Raw genomic sequence first — 16,721 nt, forward strand, 5'->3', positions numbered from 1 at the left:
CAATACGGACAACATCATGCTCTCTACATTGCGAAGCGCGGCGGGAACCTGGGTCGCGAAAGCCCTGCTCTCCCTCTTGGTGGTCAGCTTCGCCGTTTGGGGTATCTCCAGCCGCGTGATGGGCACGATTGCCGGTCACCACAGTGTGCTGAATACAGGCGGCACGTCCGTTTCCGTCACCGAATACCGCCTCGCCTACGACCGCGAGCTCAACGTTATGTCACAGCAGTTCGGCCAGCGGCTGACGCGAGAGCAGGCCAAAGCGCTCGGCATCGACAACCGCGTGCTGGTTCAGCTGGTTTCAGGCGCCGTGCTGGACGAACAGGCCCGCAAGCTTGGCCTCGGCCTCTCCGAGAACCGCGTCGCCGAACTCACCCGCGAGGACCCCGCCTTCAAGGGCGGCGATGGCCAGTTCGATCGCCGTCTGTTCGACTATGTGCTGCGCCAGATCGGCATGCGGCCGGAAGACTATCTGAAGAACCGCGTCCAGGTAGCGACCCGCCAGCAGATCGTCGAGGCCGTATCCGACGGCATGAAAGCGCCGGATACTTTCCTCAAGGCCGTTGCACTCTATCGGGGCGAGGACCGCACCATCGACTATCTGGTTCTGCCGAAATCCCTGGTCGAACCGATCTCGGCGCCGTCCGACGGTGATCTGAAGGCCTATTTCGAAGCCAACAAGAAGAAGTATGCCGCCCCCGAATACCGCAAGTTCTCCTATGTCCGTCTCGAGCCGGAGGACATCATGGATCTTTCCGCGGTGACCGAGCAGCAGATCAAGGACGACTACGAGAAGAACAAGGCCCGCTACACGACGCCTGAAACACGCACCATTGAACAGCTTGTCTTCAAGTCGCCGGAAGCGGCAACGGCCGCGTTCGATTCGCTGCGGAGCGGCGCGACCTTCGACAAGCTGGTGACAGCGGAAGGCAAGACCCAGGCCGATACGCTGCTTGGCACGCTGGCCAAGGACAAGATCGCCGATAAGGCCGTCGCGGACGCCGCCTTCGCTCTCCAGGCCAATGAGGTGAGCCCGGTCGTCAAGGGTGCCTTCGGCCCCCTGCTGCTTCGCGTCACCGAGATCAAGCCTGAGGTGGTGAAACCGATCGCTGAGGTGTCCGATCAGATCCGCAAGGAACTGGCTGTCAATGAAGCGAGCCGCATCCTGCTCGACACGCATGATTCTTATGAAGACGCCCGCGCTGGTGGCTCCACCATGCAGGAGGCTGCCGAAAAGCTGAAACTGAAGATGGTTCCCATCGAGGCCATCGACCGTACCGGCCAGAAGCCGGACGGCACCGTCGTCACCGGCCTGCCGGAATCGGTGTCGCTCATCCGCGCCGTCTTCGATGCCGAGCAGGGTATTGAGAACGAGGGGCTGACCACCGCCGACAATGGCTATGTCTTCTATGAGCTGAACGGCGTCACCCCTGCTCGTGACCGCACGCTGGACGAAGTGCGCCAGAAGGTGGTTGCCGACTGGACCGAGGCCGAGGCCGAGAAGCGGCTTGCCGCCAAGGCCGAGGAGCTCGAGAAGAGTGTCAAGTCAGGTGCGACTCTCGACGCCGTCGCAGGCGAACTGAAGCTCGAAAAGCAGACCAAGCGCGGCCTGAAACGCGAGGCAGATGACGCCGATTTCGGCAAGGATGGCACGGCGGCTGTATTTGCCGTGGCGGAAGGTGGTTCCGGCATCGTCTCGGCCCCGACAGGTACGGCCAAGATCCTGTTCAAGGTCGCCGAAGTGTTCGAACCGGCCGGTGCCGATGCCTCGGCAGTTCCAGACGATGTGAAGAAGTCCTTCGCATCCGGCATGTCCGACGATCTGTTGGAGGAACTGGTCGCGCAGTTGCAGTCCCAGTTCAGCGTCAAGGTCGACCAGGTCGCGATCGAGCAGGCCCAGCAGATCCAATGAGTGCGCTGAAGCCTCATATCGCCAAGGTCGCGGCCGGCAACACCCTCTCTTTCGACGAGGCGCGCGAGGCCTTCGACATCATCATGTCGGGCGATGCCACACCTGGCCAGATCGGCGGTTTTCTGATGGCGCTGCGCGTGCGTGGCGAAGCCGTCAGCGAGATTTCCGGCGCGGTGGCGACCATGCGCGACAAGATGCTGCGTGTCGAGGCACCGGCGGGCGCGGTCGATATCGTGGGCACCGGCGGCGACGGCTCGCATTCGCTCAACATTTCGACGGCATCCGCTTTCGTCATTGCCGGCGCCGGCGTACCGGTGGCCAAGCACGGCAATCGCGGCCTGTCCTCGCAAACCGGTTCGGCCGACGTGCTGACCGGGCTCGGCATCAAGATCGACCTGACGCCTGAAGCAATCGGTGATTGCATTGCCAGGGCCGGTGTCGGCTTCATGTTCGCGCCATCGCATCATCCTGCCATGAAACATGTCGGCCCGGTGCGCGGCGAACTCGGCACCCGCACGATCTTCAACCTGCTTGGGCCCCTCTCCAATCCGGCCGGCGTCGGCCGTCAAATGGTCGGCGTGTTCGCGCCGGAATGGATCGTTCCGGTGGCAGAAACGTTGAAGGCACTAGGTGCGGACCACGCCTGGGTGGCGCATGGCGACGGTTATGACGAGATCACCACGACCGGAGAGACGGAAGTTGCTGAACTGGTCGGCGGCGCGATCCGCACCTTCAAGCTGACGCCGGAGATGGTCGGGCTGAAACGCCATAACAAACAGGACCTGCGCGGTGGCGATGCAGCCTACAATGCCGAAGCCTTGCGCAAGCTGCTTTCCGGTGTGCCGGGGGCCTATCGTGATACGGTGCTGATGAATGCCGGCGCAGGCCTCGTGGTGGCTGGCAGGACCGCGACGCTGGAAGACGGCGTGAGACAAGCCGCAGCAGCGATCGACACAGGCAAAGCCTGGGCTGTGCTGGAAACGCTGGTCAAGGTCTCCAACGAATAGGGTCAGGACAATGGCCGATATCCTGCGCAAGATCGAAGCCTACAAGCGCGAAGAGATCGCCGCCGCCAAGGCGCGCCTGCCGCTCGCCGAGATCAAGGCACGTGCAGCCGATGCCGACCGTCCGCGCGGTTTCCTGGCCGCGCTTGAAGCCAAACGCGCGGCCGGCGCCTTTGCGCTGATCGCCGAGATCAAGAAGGCGAGCCCGTCAAAGGGGCTGATCCGCGCCGATTTTGACCCACCGTCGCTGGCACAGGCCTATCAGGCAGGCGGCGCCGCCTGCCTGTCGGTTCTGACCGATTCGCCATCTTTCCAGGGTGCGCCGGAATTCCTCACCACCGCTCGCAAGGCGGTGAATCTGCCTGCGCTACGCAAAGATTTCCTGTTCGATCCTTATCAAGTCTACGAGGCTCGTGCCTGGGGTGCGGACGCCATTCTCATCATCATGGCGAGCGTCGACGATCAACTGGCTTCGGAACTTGAAGAAACTGCCCTTTCGCTCGGCATGGACGCGCTTGTAGAAGTCCATGATGAAGAGGAGACGGAGCGCGCCCTAAAACTCGAATCGCGCCTCCTCGGCATCAACAATCGCAATCTGCGCACGTTCGAGACCAGTCTCGAAACCTCCGAGCGGCTGGCGGCGATGGTGCCTGCCGACCGCCTGCTGGTCAGCGAAAGTGGCATCTTCACCCATGACGACTGCCGCCGCATGGAAAAGAGCGGCATCGGCACTTTCCTCGTCGGCGAAAGCCTGATGCGGCAGGCCGATGTGACTGCGGCGACACGGGCGCTGCTGGGCCTCGAAACCAGGGCCGAGGCCGTCTGAGATGTCCGGGAACACCCTCACCCATCTCGGTGCGCAAGGCGAGGCGCACATGGTCGATGTCGGTGACAAGGCCGAGACCATGCGCACGGCGGTGGCCGAAGGATTCGTCTCGATGCAGGCTGAAACGCTCGCCATGATACTCGATGGCAATGCCAAGAAAGGCGACGTTCTGGGCACTGCTCGCATCGCCGGCATCATGGCAGCCAAGAAGGCACATGACCTGATCCCACTCTGCCATCCGCTGCTGTTGACCAAGGTTTCTGTCGATATCGAGCCAGCCCCTGCTCTGCCCGGCCTGAAAGTCACCGCGCTTGCGCGCGTTACCGGCAAGACCGGTGTCGAAATGGAGGCGCTCACCGCCGCCTCGGTTGCATGCCTGACCATCTACGACATGGCCAAGGCAGTGGACCGTGCCATGGTTATTTCCGGTATCCGCCTGGTGGAAAAGAGCGGGGGTAAATCAGGCGACTACAGGGTGGAAACCTGATGTCGCTGTTGCCGGTCGAAGAAGCGCTGCAACGACTGCTGGACGACGCTGAACCACTCGCTGCGGAGACCGTCGCATTGACCGATGCCTTTGATCGGGTGCTGGCAGCTCCCCTGGCGGCGTTGCGCACACAGCCGCCTTTCGATGCCTCCGCTATGGACGGCTATGCGGCAAAGGCCGCCGATGTGGCCGCAACGCCGGTGACGTTGAAGGTGATCGGCAGTGCGCCAGCCGGCCGTGCGTTTCAGGGCGCCGTTGGTACCGGCGAGACCGTGCGCGTCTTCACCGGCGCACCGCTGCCCGCCGGCAGCGACACCATCGTCATCCAGGAAAACGTGCGCGACTTGGGCGATGGCTCCGTTGAAGTGTTGGAATCCGCATCCGAAGGCCGCAACATCCGCCGCAAAGGGCTGGATTTCAACGCTGGCGACGTTCTGCTCAAAAAAGGCCGCGTGCTCGACGCCGCAGCCTTGTCGCTGGCCGCTTCCGCAAACCATCCGGCACTTGCCGTGGTGCGCCGGCCGCTGGTTGCCATCATCGCCACGGGTGACGAACTTCTGCCGCCAGGTAGCACACCTGGTCCAGACCAGATCATTTCTTCCAACGCCTACGGCGTAGCAGCTGCAGCTCATTCCGTCGGCGCGCTCGCGCTCGATCTTGGCATTGCGCCAGACCGCAAGGATGCTATCGCCGCGGCGGTACGACAGGCTGTCGAAGCTGGCGCCAATGTCATCGTCACCCTAGGCGGCGCCTCCGTCGGCGACCACGACCTCGTGCACGACGTTCTGACCGGCGAAGGCATGACGCTGGATTTCTGGAAGCTCGCCATGCGCCCAGGCAAGCCGCTGATGTTTGGCCGCATGGGTGCGATCCGTTGCATCGGCTTGCCTGGAAACCCGGTGGCTAGCCTGGTCTGCTCGCAGCTTTTCCTGAAACCCCTGCTTGCCCGTCTTGGCGGCCGCCCCTTCAGCCAGGATATCCGCGAGGCAAGCCTCACAACCGATATGGCGGCCAACGACCGCAGGCAGGACTACATCCGCGCCCGGATCGAACAGGATGGCAGCAGATTGGCCGCGACGCCGTTCGGCGTTCAGGATTCCTCGATGTTGCGTGCTTTATCGGATGCCAACGGGCTGATCATTCGCCCGCCACATGCACCCAAGGCCGAAGCCGGCTCCACCTGCCAGGTGCTGATGCTGCGCTGATCTGGGAAGAAGGCAGATAGCAAAGCCCCGGCTGTCTCTCGGCAGCCAGGGCTTCAACCATCGGATCAGTTCAAGACCTCAACGATTTCATACGTTTCCGGATCCACAAGAACCGCCCTGTTGTCGATGACGGTGTAACGATATCGTGTATCGGGAACTTCATGGAGCGTTACCGTTTCCGGTACTCTCGAACCCAGATTGAGTTCCAACCCGAGCACATTGATCGAAGCCACGGGGTTCTTGCGGACATACTCGCGGATGACGGTCTTCTGCTCCGGCTGGATCACCACTGAACCTGGCCGTTGTGCCGGGACCACCACGGTATCCTGTGCGTGGCTGGCAGCAGCGCCTGCAAGGACTGCGCAAACGGCATATATCGGAAGAAGCGTTTTCATCGTTTTCTCCTTTCAAGCACGATTGCCCGAAGGAAGAATGCGGACGTCAACGGCCCCGTTCCTAATGAATTAAGGTCTTGTTGCGGCAACTTTGTGCCGAAACCACACGGCAAGGTCCCGCCGATAAGGGCTGTAGACGAATTAGCCTTACTCGCCGCCGGCATGGGCTCATGCAGAAAGACTTTCGGAGGATTCAACACCGGACGTTTCGAAACAGACTGGGAGTTGCCCGATCGTTAGCTGAACAAAGCGTCAACAAATTCACTAAACTTTAAAAGGTTGCGGAACACAAATGGAACAGATAGTGTTTGTTCTGGATTTGTTTTTCTGATTCTGGTTCCGTTCCACGGAGGGTGGCTATGCTGACACGCAAGCAACATGAGCTTTTGCTCTTCATCCATGAACGGCTGAAGGAAAGCGGAATTCCGCCTTCTTTCGACGAGATGAAGGAAGCGCTGGATCTTGCCTCGAAGTCCGGCATCCACCGCCTCATAACCGCTCTGGAAGAGCGCGGCTTCATTCGCCGACTGCCAAACCGGGCGCGTGCGCTGGAAGTGCTGAGGCTGCCCGATTCGATCGCGCCCGGCCTCAACGCGGCTAGAAAATTTTCGCCCGCTGTCATCCAGGGCAGTCTGGGGCGGCCTGCACCCAAGGAACCGCAACGCCTGCAGGCCCCAGGCAATGACGACGATGCCACGGCTTCCGTTTCCATCCCAGTCATGGGTCGCATCGCCGCCGGCGTACCGATCGACGCGATCCAGCACCGCACCCATTCGATCTCCGTGCCTCCCGATATGATTGCGGGGGGGGAGCACTATGCATTGGAAGTCAAAGGCGACTCCATGATCGAGGCCGGTATTTTCGACGGCGACACGGTCATCATCCGCAATGCCAATACGGCCAATCCTGGCGAAATCGTCGTGGCGCTCGTCGACGAGGAAGAAGCGACGCTCAAGCGATTCCGTCGCAAAGGTGCCTCGATCGCGCTGGAGGCCGCCAATCCAGCCTATGAGACCCGCATCTTTGGCCCGGACCGGGTCAAAGTACAAGGCAAGCTGGTTGGGTTGATCCGCCGCTATTGAGTGAACGGCCTAATTTCGCAGTCACTTGGCCGGCCGCACATCAGGAATTGTGGCAGGTTCTGCAGCCAGGTGAGGCTGATCATCCCGGCGTTTGGATTTGAACGTTTTTTTAGGAAGCGGTGGCAGCCCCCTCGCCTCGCGGGTGAACAAGCGCTGTACATGCCAGGGTCGATTTGTGCTCTCGAGCGCGAACAGGATATTAGCCGACTTATCAGCAGAAACATCAAATCGTACCGCCGCACTGCCGGTGCGGGCGAGATCCTTCTTGGTAACCACCAAGATCGCCGGGTCGTTGCAGGGGTCGGATGCAGTGGCATCGTCGATGACAATGAGTGAGGCGACCCCACAAGCCGATTTCGCTGCATCGGCATATGCAGTCATCACCACGACCGCACCCGACGGATGGCGCGCGAAACACAGGCGCCGTGCACATAGGAAGGGTGTGCCGAAAGGCATGTCGAGCACATTTTGAACGGTCATTTCAACGTCAGCCGAAACATCCTCCGGCAAGACCGTCGTCTCCACATTGAGTGCGCGACGCCAATTGTCCAGCGTGAAAACATTGGGCCGCGCTCGGCTGACGGCGACCTCATCGTCGCCGATCGGCAGCGCGACGAGGCGCGCATCCTCGGAGATCAGCACGTCGGGCGTTTCGACATTGCTCATCGTCAGCATACCGGCGAGCGCAAAAGGCAGCGCCAGCCAGCGCAACCATGTCGTGGTCATCGCGCCGATAGCGAGCGCTGCGGTGACGAAGAGCACTGACTGGGTCGAGACGAGCCCTACTCCGTCGACAGGGGAGCGCATGGAAATCCATTCGGCGATCGCCATCATCACCGTCAGTCCCTTGCCCATCACATAGAGAAACGGCCAGTCGGCGCCAAACGGCATGGCAAATGCGCTGAAAATGGCAGCCAGCATGATGAGCGAAACCACCGGCATCACGGCCAGATTAGCGAACAGGCTGAGGGGCGAGACACGCTGGAAATGCCAGACCGCGAAGAGTGCCGTTGCCAGCCCAGCAACGATCGAGGTCGCTGCCATGCCACCTACCGCAATCAGCGACTTGTGCGCGAGGAACCCCGCAAACGAGCGCGCTGGCGGCGGGGCACTAGGCGTTGCACTACGACGCTCTGCCCAAGCCGCGTAGGCTCCAATCAGCGCGGCGGTCGCCGCAAACGACATTTGGAAAGATGGACCAACCACCTCATGCGGCGCGGTCAGGATCACGATCACAGCCGAGATTGCAAGATTGCGCATCGACAGCGCGGCTCGGTCGAACAGCACCGCAATCAGCATCACCGCCAGCATGATGAAGCTGCGCTCGGCCGCCACCACCACACCCGAGATCGCGAGATACGCAGCAATCGAACAGAGGGCAGCGAAGGCGGCGTATTTCTTGACCGGTCGACGTGTCGAAAAATCGGGGAACAGGGCGAATGTGCCGCGCAGCAGCAGCAGAATAGCTCCGGCCACCATTGCCATGTGCAGGCCGGAGATCGAGATGATGTGATAGATGCCCGTCCTTCGCATCGCTTCGTTGACGGAATCTGGAATGCCGGCGCGCACACCGACGATCAGCGCTGCCGCAATCTCGCCCTCCGATCCACCGATCGAGGCGCGAATGCGATCGGCGATCACCTCGCGCGCGCGTTCGACCGCAACCGACAGCCGTGTGGTGAGCGGCGCAGGACTCTCCCCATCTGGTGCGAGCTTCGGCTTGCCCATGAAGAAGCCGGTCGCGCCGATGCCGTCGAAATAGCTTTCGAAGGAGAAGTCGTAGCCACCAGGTCGCACCGGGCCGGCCGGCGGCATCAAGCGGGCGTAACCGGATACGATCGATCCGGCACGGATGTCGGCCGGCATCCCCAGCGCCGAAAGCCGCACGCGCTCCGGTTGGTATCGCAGCTTGGGCCGCTCGGTGGCGATGACGTCAAGCGTCAGCCGTGTGCGCCCGCTCGCCATCGGCTCGACCGAGATCACCCGCCCCGTCACCCTGGTTGAAACCTGTGCGCCCAACATGTTGCCGGGCATGCGCCACGTCTCGATCTTGGCGGCAAGAATGCCGAGTACGAAGAAAAGCACAGCCATCGCTGCGAGATGCGCGCCGAGACGGCGGCGTGAAAACAGCGCAATGACAGCAAGAACCAGGCCGCCGGCAACCAACTGCGGGAAGGCCGGCTCCCGATCGAGTGAGAAGTAGACCGTCGCCCCGGCCGCCAGGAAAACAGGCACAAACAGGAAGGCGACGCCACGATCGAGTTCCAAAGCGACCGCCTTGGCGAAGAGACCACGCGGGTCTCTGCCGACCAGTTTTGTCAGGCGTCGCCGGCCAGCCTCGAACCATGAAGGTTCGTCGGAACGCCCGGCATGCGTGTCAGAACGAAGACGCTGGCGAGCAGAAACCAGGTCATCGAGCGCCGACTGCCCTCCGATCGTCAGAGTGTCCGTGGATGCGGCTGCGGCATCGCCGCCGTCACCCTTTTGGGAAGCAAACAAAAGACGCTCATTGATGCCGTGTTCGGCATCAATGGCCTCTCGCCCACCCCTCCCCGCTCCAGCCATCGGGCCTGCCCCTTGCGCCCCTGACCTCCTATGCTACATGAACGCCCAAACAACGAAAGTCCGCGCTTCTGGCGCTTCTCCCAGAGAGTTCCATGTCCGATCAGGTCGTCACCCGTTTCGCCCCTTCGCCTACCGGTTTCCTGCACATCGGTGGTGCGCGCACAGCACTGTTCAACTGGCTTTATGCCATGCACACCAACGGCAAGATGCTGCTGCGCATCGAAGACACGGACCGCGAACGTTCGACCGAGGCAGCGACCACCGCTATCCTCGATGGATTGACCTGGCTCGGCCTTAACTGGGACGGCGAGGCCATCTCGCAATTCCAGCGCGCCGCGCGCCACCGCGAGGTCGCCGAAGAACTGGTGCGGCTGGGCAAGGCCTATTACGCCTACGAGACGCCCGCGGAGCTAGACGCGATGCGGGAAGCCGCTCGCGCACAAGGGTTGCCACCGCGCTACAGTGGCCATTGGCGCGACCGCGATAACACCGAGGCGCCGAAGGGCGTGGCAGGTGCAATCCGCATCAAGGTGCCGCGCGAGGGCGAGACCGTCGTTGACGATCTCGTACAGGGCGAGGTGCGCTTTCCCAACAAGGATCTCGACGATTTCATCATCCTGCGCTCGGACGGTGTACCGACCTACATGCACGCCGTCGTGGTCGACGATCACGACATGGGCGTCACTCATATCATCCGAGGCGACGATCATCTGACCAATGCCGCACGCCAGACCGCGATCTACCGTGCCATGGGCTGGGATGTGCCAAAGATGGCGCATATTCCGCTGATCCACGGCGCCGATGGCGCCAAGCTGTCCAAGCGCCACGGCGCGCTTGGCGTCGAGGCCTATCGCGCCATGGGCTATCTGCCGGAGGCACTGCTCAACTATCTGGCCCGCCTTGGCTGGAGCCACGGCGACGACGAAGTCATGTCGATCGACCAAATGGTGTCTTGGTTCGACATCGTCGACGTCAACAAGGGTGCTGCCCGCTTCGACTTCGCCAAACTCGAGGCGCTGAACGGTGTCCACATGCGTGGCATGGACGATGCGGCGCTGACCAAGGTGTTTTTCGACACACTGCCTTACCTGCCAAATGGCGAGACCCTGGCCGCCCAGTTGGACGAGAAAAAGAAAGCACAGATATTGCAGGCGATGCCGGGCCTGAAGGAGCGCGCCAAGACGCTGGTCGAGCTCGCCGACAGTCTCTATTTCATCGCGGCCCATCGCCCGCTGCAGTTGGATGAAAAGGCAGCCTCCCTGCTCGATGCCGACGCCAAAGCCGTTCTGAAGGCAGTGCTTGGCCATTTCCAGGAGCTCGGCGAGTGGACTGTCACGACCACCGAAGCCGCCGTGCGTGCCTATGCCGAAACGGCGGGCGTCAAACTCGGCAAGGTGGCGCAGCCTTTGCGCGCCGCCCTGACCGGCCGCAGCACCTCGCCGGGCGTTTTCGACGTGCTTGCCGTGCTTGGCCGCGACGAAAGTCTTGCTCGCATCGCAGATCAAATCGATTAGGAGTTCTGGTCCAAGAACTTTAGCATTGAAAGGTTTCTTTTGCGGTGCAACATTGCCGCCGGATCAATCAGCCCTATTTATCCCGGCGGCTGTAATCTCGCGCATTTCAAGGGCTTGGGGCGTTCCGCGTAGCGGATCGTCTTGGCTTGCAGACAAGGGAACAAAAGGAGTTTGCGATGACCGGACAGACGGCAAAACTGGAACTCGACGGCAAAACGCACGAGTTCAAGGTCCGAAGCGGTTCGGTCGGCCCGGATGTGATCGACATCGGCTCGCTCTACTCGACCACCGGCGCTTTCACCTACGATCCCGGCTTCACTTCGACGGCTAGCTGCGAGTCCGGCATTACCTATATCGACGGCGATGCCGGCGTACTTCTGCATCGCGGCTATCCGATCGACCAGCTCGCCGAGCACGGCGATTTCCTGGAAGTCTGTTACCTGCTGCTCTACGGCGAACTGCCGACCAAGGCGCAGAAAGACGATTTCGATTACCGCGTTACGCGCCACACCATGGTGCACGAACAGATGACCCGGTTCTTCACGGGATTCCGCCGCGACGCCCACCCGATGGCGGTCATGTGCGGCGTCGTCGGCGCGCTATCAGCCTTCTATCACGACTCGACCGACATTTCCGATCCGTACCAGCGCATGGTCGCTTCCGTGCGCCTGATCGCCAAGATGCCGACCATCGCGGCGATGGCCTACAAGTACCATATCGGCCAGCCCTTCGTTTATCCGAAGAACGAGCTGAACTTCGCCGCCAACTTCCTGCACATGTGCTTTGCCGTGCCCTGTGAGGAATACAAGGTCAATCCAGTGCTTGCGCGCGCCATGGAGCGGATCTTCATCCTGCATGCCGACCACGAGCAGAACGCCTCGACTTCAACGGTGCGTCTTGCCGGCTCGTCGGGCGCCAATCCCTTCGCCTGCATCGCCGCCGGCATCGCATGTCTGTGGGGGCCTGCACATGGCGGAGCCAACGAGGCAGCGCTCAACATGCTGTCCGAGATCGGCAGCGTCGACCGCATTCCGGAATACATCGCCCGCGCCAAGGACAAGAACGATCCGTTCCGCCTGATGGGCTTCGGCCATCGCGTCTACAAGAACTACGATCCACGCGCCAAGATCATGCAGAAGACCACGCACGAAGTGCTTGGCGAACTGGGCATCAAGGACGATCCGACGCTCGACGTGGCGATCGAGCTCGAAAGGATTGCGCTGACCGATGAATATTTTATCGAGAAGAAGCTCTATCCGAATATCGACTTCTATTCCGGCATCACGCTGAAGGCACTCGGCTTCCCGACCACCATGTTCACCGTGCTGTTTGCCGTCGCCCGCACGGTCGGCTGGATCGCGCAATGGAAGGAAATGATCGAGGATCCGCACCAGAAGATCGGTCGCCCGCGCCAGCTCTATACCGGTGCGCCAGAGCGTGACTATGTACCCATCGCCAAGCGCTGACCATCCACACTCAGGCTGACATGCCACCGCCCTTGATGCAGCCGCGTCAAGGGCGGTTTCCGTTTGTAATTAAAGACATAACGAACTGCATTCCTGCCTTGCAACGCGGCCGGGACCATCACGCCATTCTCAACAACTGTTGATTTGCGAGGCCTGCCATTTGACCGTGCGCCGGTGGCCTCCGACGCGATTCCTCGCTAGGTGCGAACTGGCAGCACACGCTGCATTTGAGATCACCCGAACCATTCAACCAAGATATTGAGGGATATTATGAAACTTGGTTTTCTGCAGTCCTGGGCGCCACAACTGCTCAGCATCTTGCGCATCATCACCGCGGCCACGTTCTTGACGCATGGCACCATGAAGCTGCTCGCTTGGCCCGCTCCGTTCCCCTATCCGCTCAACGGCCTCACCACCACGGCTGCCGCACTTGAGATCATTGGCGGTGTGCTGCTGGTCATCGGCCTGTTTTCGCGGCCCGTGGCCTTCATCCTCTCCGGCCTGATGGCGTTCGCCTATTTCATTGCGCATGCTCCGCAGGGCTTCTTCCCGGTGCTCAACGGTGGTGAAGCCGCCATGCTGTTCTGCTTCGTATTCCTTTTTATTGCCGCTGCCGGCCCCGGTGCGTGGAGCATGGACGCTGCGCTCGGCAAGGACAAATAATCCGCGTGCGATAACAACGACCGCGAACATGCAACCGGCCCCAAAACGCTGGCTGTTTTTTTTGCTCCGGATCCGACTGCTCCTGACTCAAGCCTGTCAGGGTGGAAAGGTTATCGTCGATTGTTTCTTCGTTTCACGGAGCACGCTGCGATGTTGAATGCATTCGAGACACGATCGACGACCTTGCAATCCATGCTGTTGGTGATGTTTCAGGCACCGACAGAAGACGTCGACCGCATCATGGCGGCGGTCACCACCATCGTGCCCCTTGCCATGGGCAAGTATGACAGCAATTCCTATCAGTCAGCCGAAGGGACGGAGCGTTATCGCCCATTGGAAGGCGCCGCCGCCGGGGCGGAAAGCGAACTCCGCAAAAGGCCAGGCGTCGTCGACGTGTCGTTCGAGATCATTGAAGATCAGGCACTGGCTGAAAAGGTTGTTGAAATGATTTTTCAGACGCACAGCTATCAGGAGCCGGTCATCCGTCTACAGACGGTTCTCAGCAGTAGGTCGAAGGGCTTGGACGACAGCCAGAACCCCAATCGCTGGTGGAACACGACAGGCGACTGGAAGAAGTAGCTGGCCCGATGTTCGGTTCGGTTCCGCACCTAGAGCAATTCCAGGAAAAGTTCGTAGCGGTTTTCCGTCCGGAATTGCGTAAAACAAAAGAGTTAGAGCGTTTCCGCATTTCCGTGAAAATGGCAACTGGCTGAGCTGCCTATCGACGCCTGGCGATTTCCGCCAGCACGACTTCAGCGGCGATTTCACCTGCCGGACGGTCTGTCGCCATAAGGCGGCGCACCTCGGCGAAACCATCCTTTTGCCAAGCGCGCAGGCCACCGTCGGACCACAAGGCCTCGACTTGGCGGGCAAGGTTCTGCGGCCGCACATAAATGTCGTAGAATTCAGTCACCAGCGCTCGATCAGCAATGAGGTTCGGCAACAGTGCCGACCACGTGGTGATGAGTTTCTGAAGCAGCTTTGCCACGGGGTCGAGCTTGTAGGTCGATACCATCGGCACACCTGACAACGCCAGTTCCAGCGACACCGTGCCGGACGCAATCAGAGCAGCGTCGGCCTCGCCGAATGCCTGCCATTTGCGTACCGCGTCCAGGATGATCTCCGGTTGCTGCGGCCAGGAAGAAACGGTGGTGCGTACGAATTCCGCGACATGTGGCACGGTAGGCAGCAACAGACGCATCTTGTGGCCGCGTTCGGCGAGCGCCGTGACGGTTTCCCCGAACGGTTCCAGAAGTTTCCTCACCTCGCCGCGCCGAGAGCCCGGCAGGAGCAAAAGCGTCTTTTCGCGATTTTCACTGAGGTCGCGGGGCGCAGCTTGTACAGTAGCCGCCCGCAACACGTCGGCGTCATGGCTCAGCCTGTGCCCGACATAGGTTCCCGGCGGCCCGTCGAGACGCTCCAGCGCCTTCACCTCGAACGGCAGGATGCAAAGGATATGATCGACGTGGGGTTTCATTGCAGGCGCCCTACCCGGCCGCCAGGCCCACACGCTCGGACAAACATAGTGTATGATCGGGATGTTCGGGTTGGCAGCCCGCACCTTTTTCGCCACGCGCAGAGAGAAATCGGGGCTATCGATTGTGATGAGACAGTCCGGATTTTCGGCCGCGATCAACGCAGCCGTCTGACCGATACGACGGATCAAGCGCGGCAAACCGGCAAGCACCGCGCTAAAACCCATCAACGCGATCTCACTCGCATCAAACGCGGGCTTGAGACCAAGTGCCTCCAGATGGCGTCCACCGAGACCGACGAGTTGGATCTGACGGCCCGTCATTACCTTCAAAGCCGCAATCAGATCGGCGCCAAGCAGATCGCCAGACTCTTCGCCTGCAACAATCGCGACCTTCAGCGGTTCAACGGTCATGAGTGCTCTCCGGTCGGCAGGCCAACCACAAAGAGCCCAAGAGCATCGGCGCGGGAAATCACCGCTGAGCTGTCCAGAATAAGAGAGCGGCCAGCTTCAACGGCAATTCCCGCAAGACCGGCAGCATATGCGCCTTCTACGGTCTGTATGCCGATTGAAGGCAGGTCGACCCTGAGCTCCTGCTCCGGCTTGGCGCATTTGACCAGCACGCCGCCGGCTTTACCCGCCAAGCGACCGTGACCGCGCAGATCCTTCACCCGCTCCAGCAGACCGTCGGTGCCTTCTATGCCCTCGAGGGCGATCGCACGGCCGCCGATTGCCACCGCACCCTGCCCGATATCAAGCGCGCCAATGGCGAGGGCGGCCTTGTGCGCGGCTTCGATATCCATCCAATCGGCCTTGGAGGGCGCAACGCGCGTCAACGCCCCCTCGCTGGCGGTCAGATTCGGAACGATCTGATGCGCCCCAACGACGGTGAACCCTCGCGCCTCCAGCCCACGAACGACCACCTTGAGGAGACCGTCGTCACCACGCGCCAGTGCGGAAATCACAAGCGGAACAATGGCCAGCAGACCGAGATTGAAGCGCATGGCGCCGAGCCGCGGCCGGCGCTTGATTTCGCCGGCGAGAACGACATGCGTCGTGCCGCGGCGTTTCAGGATGCCGATCAGCGAGCCGAGATTTTCGAGTGAAAGCACCTCGTGCTCGAACTGCCCGAGTTCGCTTTCCGGCAGCGCCTCACCCTGCACCATGAGGATGAATGGCTTATGTCCCAGTTCATCGAGCCCATTGGCGACATCGATCGGAAGCTTGCCGCCGCCGGCGATGATGCCGACCTTGGCACCCGGTGGGAGCTGAAGGCGGCCGGCGCCCTCAGCTTTCGTCGTCGGCGTCGTCATCGGCCCCGCCTTTCAGCGGTGGCACGGCATAGTGCCGCTTGCCGCGGCTGGTCATGAAGTCGATGATTTTCATCGCCGCAGCAGAGCCGGAAAACTCGGCCTTGGCCAGTTCGACATTCTCAGCCACGGTGCGGGAGCGATCGAAGATCATGCGGTACGCCCGGCGCAGCAGGTAGATTTCGGAGCGTGGCAGGCCCGCACGCTTCAAGCCGACGATGTTCAGGCCACGCAGACTGGCGCGGTTACCGACGGCAATGGCGTAAGGGATAACGTCACCAACGAACGCCGAGCAGCCAGCCAGGAAGGCGTTGTCGCCGACGCGGACGAACTGGTGAACAGCACTCAGACCGCCGATATAGACATTGTCACCGATCTCGCAGTGACCGCCGAGCGTAGCGCCATTGGCGAAGGTGGCATTCTTGCCCACCACGGAATCATGACCGACATGTGCATAAGCAAGGAAATTGCCGTTGTCGCCGACAGTGGTTTCGCCACGGCTGTTGTCGGTGCCAAGATGCATCGTCACATTTTCACGGATGGTGCAATTGGCACCGATAACCAGTGTCGTGCGGCCACCCTTGTGTTTCGTGTTCTGCGGCGGTCCGCCAAGTACGGTCATCGGCCACACCTTGGTGCCAGCGCCAATGGACGTGCCGCCAAGCACGGAAACGTGGCTCACCAGCTCGACATTATCGCCGACGACCGTATCGGCCCCGATATGGCAAAATGGACCGATGCGGGCGCCTATGCCGATCTGAGCACCGGATTCAACGACGGCTGCAGGATGAATGAAAGTCTCGGTTGTCATGCTTACC

Annotated in this window: 15 protein-coding genes; 10 read left to right on the top strand and 5 right to left on the bottom strand. The window is 61.2% G+C overall.

Going from position 1 to position 16,721, the window contains the following annotated elements; all coding sequences use genetic code 11:
- Nucleotides 1-16: 16 nt before the first annotated feature.
- Genes AO692_RS15065 through glp form a run of 5 tightly spaced genes read left to right on the top strand, consistent with a single transcriptional unit; the run spans nucleotide 17 to nucleotide 5,434 of the window.
- On the top strand, nucleotides 17-1,912 hold the full coding sequence (locus AO692_RS15065; RefSeq protein ID WP_054311210.1) for a SurA N-terminal domain-containing protein: 1,896 nt from the start codon (nucleotides 17-19) through the stop codon (nucleotides 1,910-1,912).
- A complete protein-coding gene (gene trpD / locus AO692_RS15070) occupies nucleotides 1,909-2,919 on the top strand; it encodes an anthranilate phosphoribosyltransferase (RefSeq protein WP_054310870.1) in 1,011 nt (336 codons plus the stop codon). Before AO692_RS15065 ends, trpD begins: the two co-directional genes overlap by 4 nt.
- Before the next feature lie 10 nt (nucleotides 2,920-2,929).
- Nucleotides 2,930-3,742 carry an indole-3-glycerol phosphate synthase TrpC gene (trpC, locus tag AO692_RS15075; RefSeq protein ID WP_054310871.1) on the top strand — a complete coding sequence of 271 codons (813 nt, stop codon included), beginning with the start codon at nucleotides 2,930-2,932 and terminating at the stop codon, nucleotides 3,740-3,742.
- A gap of 1 nt (nucleotide 3,743) precedes the next feature.
- The gene (gene moaC / locus AO692_RS15080) at nucleotides 3,744-4,229 is read left to right on the top strand and encodes a cyclic pyranopterin monophosphate synthase MoaC (protein WP_054310872.1); all 486 of its coding nucleotides are present in this window, start codon (nucleotides 3,744-3,746) and stop codon (nucleotides 4,227-4,229) included.
- A complete protein-coding gene (gene glp, locus AO692_RS15085; RefSeq protein ID WP_054310873.1) occupies nucleotides 4,229-5,434 on the top strand; it encodes a gephyrin-like molybdotransferase Glp in 1,206 nt (401 codons plus the stop codon). The genes moaC and glp overlap by 1 nt, the downstream gene beginning before the upstream one ends.
- Before the next feature lie 65 nt (nucleotides 5,435-5,499).
- Here glp and AO692_RS15090 read toward each other — a convergent pair whose 3' ends face one another.
- Nucleotides 5,500-5,829 (bottom strand): DUF1236 domain-containing protein, encoded by a 330-nt coding sequence (locus AO692_RS15090; RefSeq protein WP_054310874.1) that lies wholly within the window; start codon nucleotides 5,827-5,829, stop codon nucleotides 5,500-5,502.
- Between the two features lie 359 nt (nucleotides 5,830-6,188).
- On the opposite strand from AO692_RS15090, the gene lexA reads away from it, so the two are divergent.
- Nucleotides 6,189-6,911 carry a transcriptional repressor LexA gene (gene lexA / locus AO692_RS15095; protein WP_054310875.1) on the top strand — a complete coding sequence of 241 codons (723 nt, stop codon included), beginning with the start codon at nucleotides 6,189-6,191 and terminating at the stop codon, nucleotides 6,909-6,911.
- Nucleotides 6,912-6,932: 21 nt separating this feature from the next.
- On the opposite strand, the gene AO692_RS15100 is transcribed toward lexA, so the two are convergent.
- Nucleotides 6,933-9,476 (bottom strand): ComEC/Rec2 family competence protein, encoded by a 2,544-nt coding sequence (locus AO692_RS15100; RefSeq protein WP_054310876.1) that lies wholly within the window; start codon nucleotides 9,474-9,476, stop codon nucleotides 6,933-6,935.
- 92 nt (nucleotides 9,477-9,568) lie between these two features.
- On the opposite strand from AO692_RS15100, the gene gltX reads away from it, so the two are divergent.
- The 4 genes from gltX (at nucleotide 9,569) to AO692_RS15120 (ending at nucleotide 13,698) form a co-directional block, all read left to right on the top strand.
- On the top strand, nucleotides 9,569-10,990 hold the full coding sequence (gltX, locus tag AO692_RS15105) for a glutamate--tRNA ligase (RefSeq protein ID WP_054310877.1): 1,422 nt from the start codon (nucleotides 9,569-9,571) through the stop codon (nucleotides 10,988-10,990).
- Between the two features lie 176 nt (nucleotides 10,991-11,166).
- Complete coding sequence (gene gltA / locus AO692_RS15110; RefSeq protein ID WP_054310878.1) at nucleotides 11,167-12,456, top strand: citrate synthase; 1,290 nt, start codon at nucleotides 11,167-11,169, stop codon at nucleotides 12,454-12,456.
- Between the two features lie 270 nt (nucleotides 12,457-12,726).
- On the top strand, nucleotides 12,727-13,119 hold the full coding sequence (locus AO692_RS15115; RefSeq protein ID WP_054310879.1) for a DoxX family protein: 393 nt from the start codon (nucleotides 12,727-12,729) through the stop codon (nucleotides 13,117-13,119).
- A 150-nt stretch (nucleotides 13,120-13,269) separates the two neighbouring features.
- Nucleotides 13,270-13,698 carry a hypothetical protein gene (locus AO692_RS15120; protein WP_054311211.1) on the top strand — a complete coding sequence of 143 codons (429 nt, stop codon included), beginning with the start codon at nucleotides 13,270-13,272 and terminating at the stop codon, nucleotides 13,696-13,698.
- Between the two features lie 139 nt (nucleotides 13,699-13,837).
- On the opposite strand, the gene lpxB is transcribed toward AO692_RS15120, so the two are convergent.
- The 3 genes from lpxB to lpxA are packed head-to-tail and all read right to left on the bottom strand — an operon-like array spanning nucleotide 13,838 to nucleotide 16,714.
- On the bottom strand, nucleotides 13,838-15,007 hold the full coding sequence (gene lpxB, locus AO692_RS15125) for a lipid-A-disaccharide synthase (RefSeq protein ID WP_054310880.1): 1,170 nt from the start codon (nucleotides 15,005-15,007) through the stop codon (nucleotides 13,838-13,840).
- Entirely contained in the window at nucleotides 15,004-15,906 is a 903-nt protein-coding gene (gene lpxI, locus AO692_RS15130; protein WP_054310881.1) for a UDP-2,3-diacylglucosamine diphosphatase LpxI, read from the bottom strand. Before lpxI ends, lpxB begins: the two co-directional genes overlap by 4 nt.
- Nucleotides 15,881-16,714 carry an acyl-ACP--UDP-N-acetylglucosamine O-acyltransferase gene (gene lpxA / locus AO692_RS15135; RefSeq protein ID WP_054310882.1) on the bottom strand — a complete coding sequence of 278 codons (834 nt, stop codon included), beginning with the start codon at nucleotides 16,712-16,714 and terminating at the stop codon, nucleotides 15,881-15,883. Before lpxA ends, lpxI begins: the two co-directional genes overlap by 26 nt.
- Between the last annotated feature and the right edge of the window lie 7 nt (nucleotides 16,715-16,721).

It is taken from the genome of Mesorhizobium sp. 1M-11, from assembly GCF_001303895.1.
Lineage (GTDB): Bacteria > Pseudomonadota > Alphaproteobacteria > Rhizobiales > Rhizobiaceae > Mesorhizobium.

Coding starts and splice junctions, on each gene's coding strand:
- lexA (WP_054310875.1), top strand. CDS start 6,189: ATGCTGACACGCAAGCAACATGAGCTTTTGCTCTTCATCCATGAACGG.
- AO692_RS15065 (WP_054311210.1), top strand. CDS start 17: ATGCTCTCTACATTGCGAAGCGCGGCGGGAACCTGGGTCGCGAAAGCC.
- lpxI (WP_054310881.1), bottom strand. CDS start 15,906: ATGACGACGCCGACGACGAAAGCTGAGGGCGCCGGCCGCCTTCAGCTC.
- AO692_RS15115 (WP_054310879.1), top strand. CDS start 12,727: ATGAAACTTGGTTTTCTGCAGTCCTGGGCGCCACAACTGCTCAGCATC.
- lpxB (WP_054310880.1), bottom strand. CDS start 15,007: ATGACCGTTGAACCGCTGAAGGTCGCGATTGTTGCAGGCGAAGAGTCT.
- moaC (WP_054310872.1), top strand. CDS start 3,744: ATGTCCGGGAACACCCTCACCCATCTCGGTGCGCAAGGCGAGGCGCAC.
- AO692_RS15090 (WP_054310874.1), bottom strand. CDS start 5,829: ATGAAAACGCTTCTTCCGATATATGCCGTTTGCGCAGTCCTTGCAGGC.
- gltX (WP_054310877.1), top strand. CDS start 9,569: ATGTCCGATCAGGTCGTCACCCGTTTCGCCCCTTCGCCTACCGGTTTC.
- lpxA (WP_054310882.1), bottom strand. CDS start 16,714: ATGACAACCGAGACTTTCATTCATCCTGCAGCCGTCGTTGAATCCGGT.
- AO692_RS15100 (WP_054310876.1), bottom strand. CDS start 9,476: ATGGCTGGAGCGGGGAGGGGTGGGCGAGAGGCCATTGATGCCGAACAC.
- trpD (WP_054310870.1), top strand. CDS start 1,909: ATGAGTGCGCTGAAGCCTCATATCGCCAAGGTCGCGGCCGGCAACACC.
- trpC (WP_054310871.1), top strand. CDS start 2,930: ATGGCCGATATCCTGCGCAAGATCGAAGCCTACAAGCGCGAAGAGATC.
- glp (WP_054310873.1), top strand. CDS start 4,229: ATGTCGCTGTTGCCGGTCGAAGAAGCGCTGCAACGACTGCTGGACGAC.
- AO692_RS15120 (WP_054311211.1), top strand. CDS start 13,270: ATGTTGAATGCATTCGAGACACGATCGACGACCTTGCAATCCATGCTG.
- gltA (WP_054310878.1), top strand. CDS start 11,167: ATGACCGGACAGACGGCAAAACTGGAACTCGACGGCAAAACGCACGAG.